This is a genomic window from Kamptonema sp. PCC 6506 (genome assembly GCF_000180455.1).
Lineage (GTDB): Bacteria > Cyanobacteriota > Cyanobacteriia > Cyanobacteriales > Microcoleaceae > Kamptonema > Kamptonema formosum.
Genome location: NZ_CACA01000066.1, coordinates 1 through 5515, shown reverse-complemented (window position 1 = coordinate 5515; position 5515 = coordinate 1). Strand labels below are relative to the sequence as shown.

Here is a 5515-nt window from a genome sequence, read left to right as displayed (position 1 = left end):
CAAAACAAAGCCCCTTTCTGAGTATGAGAAAGAGGCATTGTAGAATAGAAATCCCTGGCATCGAGCTATTTTCCCAGGCAGTGACCCACCAAGTATCTTCGCCACAGCAGCGTTTAACATCCGAGTTCGGGATGGAATCGGTGTGGTTCCACCGCGTCATAAACACCAGGAAAAGCTGTAAGGGTATAAGAGCCCTGAAGACTGCAAAGAAACAAGTCATGATCAAATCAAAAGTCAGAGGTCAAGCCCTCGGTCTGTTAGTGCGCCTCAGCTTCATCCCTCACAGGACTTCCACTTAACGCCTATCAACGGGTGTTCTGCCCGTGACCTTACTGGATAACTCCATGAGAAGACTCATCTTGAGGTGGGCTTCCCACTTAGATGCTTTCAGCGGTTATCCACTCCGCACTTGGCTACCCTGCGTTTACCGTTGGCACGATAACAGGTACACCAGCGGTGCGTCCCTCCCGGTCCTCTCGTACTAGGGAGGAATCCTCTCAATCTTCTTGCGCCTGCACCGGATATGGACCGAACTGTCTCACGACGTTCTGAACCCAGCTCACGTACCGCTTTAATCGGCGAACAGCCGAACCCTTGGGACGTACTTCCGCCCCAGGTTGCGATGAGCCGACATCGAGGTGCCAAACCTCCCCGTCGATGTGGACTCTTGGGGGAGATCAGCCTGTTATCCCTAGAGTAACTTTTATCCGTTGAGCGACGGCCCTTCCATACGGAACCGTCGGATCACTAAGACCGTGTTTCCACCCTGCTCGACTTGTAGGTCTTACAGTCAAGCTCCCTTATGCCTTTGCACTCTATGGCTGATTTCCAACCAGCCTGAGGGAACCATTGTGCGCCTCCGTTACCTTTTAGGAGGCGACCGCCCCAGTCAAACTACCCCCCTGAAACTGTCTCTTTCCCAGATAATGGGAAAAGGTTAGAATTCTAGCCTCGCTAAAGTGGTATCTCACCGTTGGCTCCATCCTGCCCACAAGCAGAACTTCAAAGCCTCCCACCTATCCTGCGTAAGCGAAGCCCGAACACAATTCCAGGCTATAGTAAAGCTTCATAGGGTCTTTCTGTCCAGGTGCAGGTAGTCCGTATCTTCACAGACAATTCTATTTCGCCGAGTCTCTCTCCGAGACAGCTCCCAGATCGTTACGCCTTTCGTGCGGGTCGGAACTTACCCGACAAGGAATTTCGCTACCTTAGGACCGTTATAGTTACGGCCGCCGTTCACTGGGGCTTCAGTCGCCAGCTTCAGGATTACTCCCTGACCGACTTCCTTAACCTTCCAGCACTGGGCAGGCGTCAGCCCCCATACGTCGTCTTGCGACTTAGCGGAGACCTGTGTTTTTGGTAAACAGTCGCCTGGGACTCTTCACTGCGACCACCTTGCGGTGGCACCCCTTCTTCCGAAGTTACGGGGCAATTTTGCCGAGTTCCTTAGAGAGAGTTATCTCGCGCCCCTTGGTTTACTCAACCTCCCTACCTGTGTCGGTTTCGGGTACAGGCAATAACTGTTTATGGTGTTTAGAGCTTTTCTAGGAAGCATGACATCTACCACTTCCCTCCCGTAGGAGGTCGTACTCGTACCTCAGCTCAAGACGTTTTCACCGTCTCTCAACACCTCGAATACTTAAACCGGTAACCAACATCCGGCTGGCGATTGCCTTCTCCGTCCCTCTGCACCAACAATTATCGGTACGGGAATGTTAACCCGTTATCCATCGACTACGCCGTTTGGCCTCGCCTTAGGACCTGACTCACCCAGAGCGGACGAGCCTGGCTCTGGAACCCTTAGGGTTTCGGGGTGTAGGATTCTCACCTACATTTGCGCTACTCAAGCCGACATTCTCACTTCCGCACAGTCCACACCTGCTTGTCGCTAGTGCTTCACACCGTTGCGGAACGCTCCCCTACCAATATTATTCATATTCCACAGCTTCGGTAGACTGCTTAGCCCCGTTCATTTTCGGCGCAAGAGCGCTTGACCAGTGAGCTATTACGCACTCTTTCAAGGGTGGCTGCTTCTAGGCAAACCTCCTGGTTGTCAGTGCACTCTCACCTCCTTTATCACTTAGCAGTCATTTGGGGACCTTAGCTGGTGGTCTGGGCTGTTTCCCTCTCGACGATGGAGCTTATCCCCCACCGTCTGACTGGCCGAGTACGGGTTTGGTATTCAGAGTTTGTCTCGATTTGGTACCGCTCTCGCAGCCCGCACCGAAACAGTGCTTTACCCCCAAACTTAATCTCGACCGCTGTGCCTCAACACATTTCGGGGAGAACCAGCTAGCTCCGGGTTCGATTGGCATTTCACCCCTAACCACACCTCATCCGCTGATTTTTCAACATCAGTCGGTTCGGACCTCCACTTGGTGTTACCCAAGCTTCATCCTGGACATGGTTAGATCACCCGGGTTCGGGTCTATAAACAGTGACGAAACGCTTTCTTCAAACTCGCTTTCGCTTTGGCTGCGACGATAAATGTCTTAACCTGCCACTGCCTATAACTCGCCGGCTCATGCTTCAACAGGCACACGGTCACTCGTTAAATCGAGCTCCCATTGCTTGTAAGCTGACGGTTTCAGGTTCTATTTCACTCCCCTTTCGGGGTTCTTTTCACCTTTCCCTCGCGGTACTGGTTCACTATCGGTCACACAGTAGTATTTAGCCTTACGAGATGGTCCTCGCAGATTCACACGGGATTTCACGGGCCCCGTGCTACTCGGGATGCAGCTAAGCTGGTCTAATTTTCGACTACGGGACTTTCACCCTCTCTGGTGTAGTTTTCAGCTACTTCGTCTAACCTTTCCAGTCTTTTGTCGCTGTCCCACGACCCCAGATGTAAAAACACCTGGTTTAGGCTGATTCCCGTTCGCTCACCACTACTAGGGAAATCGCAATTGCTTTCTTTTCCTCGGGCTACTAAGATGTTTCAGTTCGCCCGGTTGGCTGCGCGTCATCTATGTATTCAACGACGCGCCTTAAGGGTTGCCCCATTCGGAGATCTCCGGATCGATGCTTGCTTCCAGCTCCCCGGAGTTTTTCGTAGGTCGCCACGTCCTTCATCGCCTCTGTGTGCCTAGGTATCCACCGTCAGCCCTTTGTAGCTTGACCACTTTTTTTGTTTGATTGTCGGCTTGATTTGACTTTCACCTAGAATAAATTCCTGGCTATGTCAGTCAAACTTTTTGATGACTTATTTCTATGCAGTTTTCAAGGTTCTGGCTGGACTTGGAAGACCAGCATTCCGATTAGCTTGAAGCTGAATCTAGGTGCTGAGCTTTTATAGTCACTCTTTCTAGTCTATCACATATTGCTAAAAGCGCAACAGTTTTTTGACTTTATTTTTGGTTGTCGGTGTTATTGATTTTGTGGTTTTCGGCTGGTTGGGTAAGAGTGGAGGTAAGCGGACTCGAACCGCTGACATCTGCCTTGCAAAGGCAGCGCTCTACCAACTGAGCTATACCCCCACTGGTGAAATTAAAAATTAAACATTAAAAATTAAAAATCATAAACAATCTTTAATTTCCTCGTTTCAATTTCTAATTAAGGTGGGCCATTCTGGATTTGAACCAGAGACCTCACCCTTATCAGGGGTGCGCTCTAACCAACTGAGCTAATAGCCCATCAACCGAACTAGGTAATAGTTTGAAAGCACGTTTGACAACAATTTCCTCGAACGACCAGGGATATCTGAATATTAACCGTGAAAGTGGATTAGGTTAATTTCAGTTGGTCTCCCTAAAAGGAGGTGATCCAGCCACACCTTCCGGTACGGCTACCTTGTTACGACTTCACCCCAGTCATCAGCCCTGCCTTCGGCATCCTCCTCTCTTGCGAGTTAGAGTAACGACTTCGGGCATGGCCAACTTCCATGGTGTGACGGGCGGTGTGTACAAGGCCCGGGAACGGATTCACCGCCGTATGCTGACCGGCGATTACTAGCGATTCCGCCTTCACGCAGGCGAGTTGCAGCCTGCGATCTGAACTGAGGCAGGGTTTACGGGATTAGCTCACTCTCGCGAGTTGGCTGCCCTCTGTCCCTACCATTGTAGTACGTGTGTAGCCCAGGACGTAAGGGGCATGCTGACTTGACGTCATCCCCACCTTCCTCCGGTTTGTCACCGGCAGTCTCTTTAGAGTGCCCAACTTAATGCTGGCAACTAAAAACGAGGGTTGCGCTCGTTGCGGGACTTAACCCAACATCTCACGACACGAGCTGACGACAGCCATGCACCACCTGTGTTCGCGCTCCCGAAGGCACTCCGAGCTTTCACTCAGATTCGCGACATGTCAAGTCCTGGTAAGGTTCTTCGCGTTGCATCGAATTAAACCACATACTCCACCGCTTGTGCGGGCCCCCGTCAATTCCTTTGAGTTTCACACTTGCGTGCGTACTCCCCAGGCGGGATACTTAACGCGTTAGCTACGGCACTGTCCGGGTCGATACAGACAACACCTAGTATCCATCGTTTACGGCTAGGACTACTGGGGTATCTAATCCCATTCGCTCCCCTAGCTTTCGTCCTGTGAGTGTCAGTTATGGTCCAGCAGAGCGCCTTCGCCACCGATGTTCTTCCCAATCTCTACGCATTTCACCGCTACACTGGGAATTCCCTCTGCCCCTACCACACTCTAGCTATTCAGTTTCCACTGCCTTTACAGAGTTAAGCCCTGCGCTTTAACAGCAGACTTGAATTGCCACCTGCGGACGCTTTACGCCCAATCATTCCGGATAACGCTTGCATCCTCCGTCTTACCGCGGCTGCTGGCACGGAGTTAGCCGATGCTGATTCCTCTGGTACCGTCATTTTGTTCTTCCCAGAGAAAAGAGGTTTACAACCCAAGAGCCTTCCTCCCTCACGCGGTCTTGCTCCGTCAGGCTTTCGCCCATTGCGGAAAATTCCCCACTGCTGCCTCCCGTAGGAGTCTGGGCCGTGTCTCAGTCCCAGTGTGGCTGATCGTCCTCTCAGACCAGCTACTGATCGATGCCTTGGTAGGCTTTTACCCCACCAACTAGCTAATCAGACGCGAGCTCATCAACAGGCGATAAATCTTTTCCCTTGCGGTACATCCGGGATTAGCAGCGGTTTCCCACTGTTGTCCCAGTCCTGTTGGCAGATTCTCACGCGTTACTCACCCGTCCGCCACTAATGTATTGCTACACCCGTTCGACTTGCATGTGTTAAGCAGACCGCCAGCGTTCATCCTGAGCCAGGATCAAACTCTCCGTGATGAAACGAAGTTAGTTCTTTAGGCTCTCTCTTACTCATTAAGTAAGAGATTCTCGTTTTTTTGTTTTTGGGTGTTGAGTTTTCACTCTCGACCCGTTATAATTTTGACGAGGTTTAAATAGTGCTTCGTGCTTTCAAACTATTGATTTTTCTAGGTTCGGGGCGCTTCGGGTCAGTTGCCTTTCCTTCTGGCGCTTTATTAATCTAACCCGACTGCCAAGGAATGTCAAGCGTTTTGGCAAAGTTTTTTTGACTTTTTTTGGAGTCAATCCCAG

Annotated in this window: 2 tRNA genes and 3 rRNA genes; all 5 read right to left on the bottom strand. The window is 51.0% G+C overall.

The features are described from left to right. Window positions 1-52: 52 nt before the first annotated feature. A 5S ribosomal RNA gene (gene rrf / locus OSCI_RS03300) occupies window positions 53-170 on the bottom strand. A gap of 67 nt (window positions 171-237) precedes the next feature. Continuing rightward, window positions 238-3120, bottom strand: a 23S ribosomal RNA gene (locus OSCI_RS03295). Window positions 3121-3403: 283 nt separating this feature from the next. Beyond that, window positions 3404-3476: transfer RNA gene (locus tag OSCI_RS03290), tRNA-Ala, on the bottom strand. Window positions 3477-3558: 82 nt separating this feature from the next. Beyond that, window positions 3559-3632, bottom strand: a tRNA-Ile gene (locus OSCI_RS03285). A 118-nt stretch (window positions 3633-3750) separates the two neighbouring features. Further along, a 16S ribosomal RNA gene (locus OSCI_RS03280) occupies window positions 3751-5242 on the bottom strand. Together the 16S, 23S and 5S rRNA genes with 2 tRNA genes alongside form the textbook arrangement of a ribosomal RNA operon. Window positions 5243-5515: the final 273 nt, after the last annotated feature.